We start from the raw sequence: 1,877 nt of genomic DNA, 5'->3' as shown, positions 1-1,877 counted from the left end.
ACTACGCGGCGGCCAACACCTTCCTGGACGCCCTCGCCCAGTACCGGCACGCCCAGGGGCTGCCCGCCTCCTCCGTGGCCTGGGGCCTGTGGCAGCAGGAGCACGGTGGCATCGCGGGCCACCTGGACGAGACCGACCTGGCCCGTATCGCCCGCGACGGCTACCGCCCCGTCACCATGGAGCAGGGGCCCGCCATGCTCGACACGGCCCTCGCCCTCGGGCTGACCGCCCCCGTCGCGACCCCGCTGGACCTGGCGGCCGTGCGTGCGCTGCCGGGGCCGGTGGCGCCGCTGCTGCGGACGCTGGCCCGCACCACGTCCCGGCCCGCCGTGCACGGGCGTGGCGGCGCCGCCGGGTCGGTGGGCGACCGGGTGCGCGAGCTGCCGGAGGCTGAACGGCTGCCGCTGCTGCGGGACCTGCTGCGGGACGAGGTGGCCGCGGTGCTGGGGCACACGGACGCGGCCGGGATCGACTCCGACCGCGGGTTCCTGGAGCTGGGCTTCGACTCGCTGACCGCGGTCGACCTCCGTAACCGGCTCAACGCGGCGACCGGTGTGCGGCTGCCCGCCAGCCTCGTCTACGACCACCCCACGCCCGCCGACTTGGCGTCGCATCTGCTGGCGGAGCTCGTGGGGGCCCCGGAGGACACCTCCCGGACCGTGGACTTCGCCGCGGAGATCCGGCTCGCCGACGACATCGTGCCGGCCGCCGAGGTGGTCACGGTGGCGGAGGACCCGCGGGAGGTGTTCCTCACCGGGGCGACCGGCTTTCTGGGCGCGTTCATGCTGCGGGAGCTGCTGCGTACGACGTCGGCGCGGGTGCACTGCCTGGTCAGGGCCTCCGACGCGGCGGAGGGCATGGAACGGCTGCGGGACAACGCCCGCTGGTACGGCGCCTGGGACGACACCCACGCCCACCGGGTCGTGGCGGTGCCCGGTGACCTGGGCGAGCCCAGGCTCGGGCTGCCCGAGGAGGTGTTCGACACTCTGGCCCGTACCGTCGACGTGGTCTTCCACGGGGGCGCCCTGGTCAACTGGCTCTACCCGTACACCGCCCTGAAGGCGGCGAACGTGGGCGGCACCGAGGAGGTGCTGCGGATGGCGGCCCGGCACCGCACGGTCCCGGTGCACTTCGTCTCCTCGACCGGTGTGTTCGACAAGCCGGTCCGGGAAGGGGTGCCGCTGAAGGTGACGGACCCGATGGGCCCCACGGAGGTCATGAACGGCTACCGGCACACCAAGTGGGTGGTGGAGCACATCATCGGCCTGGCCAGGGAGCGTGGCCTTCCGGTCTCGGTGTACCGGGGCGACGTGGTCTCCGGCGACCGGGAGTCGGGCGCCTGCCAGACCCGCGACTTCGTGTGGCTCAGCCTCAAGGGCCTCATCCAGGCCCGTGCGGTCCCCAGGGGCACCGACATCGTGTTCCACCTGGTGCCGGTGGACTACGTCAGCTCCGCGATCGTGGCCCTGTCGAGGAAGGCGGACTGCGCGAGCCGCACCTTCCACCTCTCCAACCCGGACGACATCCGCTACAGCACGATCCTGGAGCACCTGCGGGCCTTCGGGTACGAGATCGAGGAGGTGGAGTGGCCGGTCTGGCTGGAGAGGGTCCAGAACGACGGCGACAACGCGCTGATCCCGCTGCTGGACATGTTCCGGAAGATCGCCGAGAACGGTGAGGGCGCGTACCCGCCGATCGACATGAGCGAGACGGAGGCGGCGCTGGAGGGCACCGGCGTGGAGTGCCCGAAGATGACCCGCGACCTCTTCGAGACGTACATCGGGTTCTTCGTCGGGGCCGGGTACCTGCCGCCGGCCCCCGCCCTCGCCGCCATGGGGCGGACCGGGTCCTGACGTGCGGGGCCCCGGCGCCGGAGG

General features: G+C 72.9%; 1 protein-coding gene. It reads left to right on the top strand.

Annotated features, from left to right (window positions below):
* A partial coding sequence (locus ABD347_RS15355) for a thioester reductase domain-containing protein (RefSeq protein ID WP_344361281.1) occupies positions 1-1,853 on the top strand: 1,853 nt, incomplete at its 5' end.
* Positions 1,854-1,877: the final 24 nt, after the last annotated feature.

It is taken from the genome of Streptomyces gobitricini (assembly GCF_039532985.1).
Classification (GTDB): Bacteria; Actinomycetota; Actinomycetes; order Streptomycetales; family Streptomycetaceae; genus Streptomyces; species Streptomyces gobitricini.
This window is presented reverse-complemented; position numbering and strand designations above follow the sequence as displayed.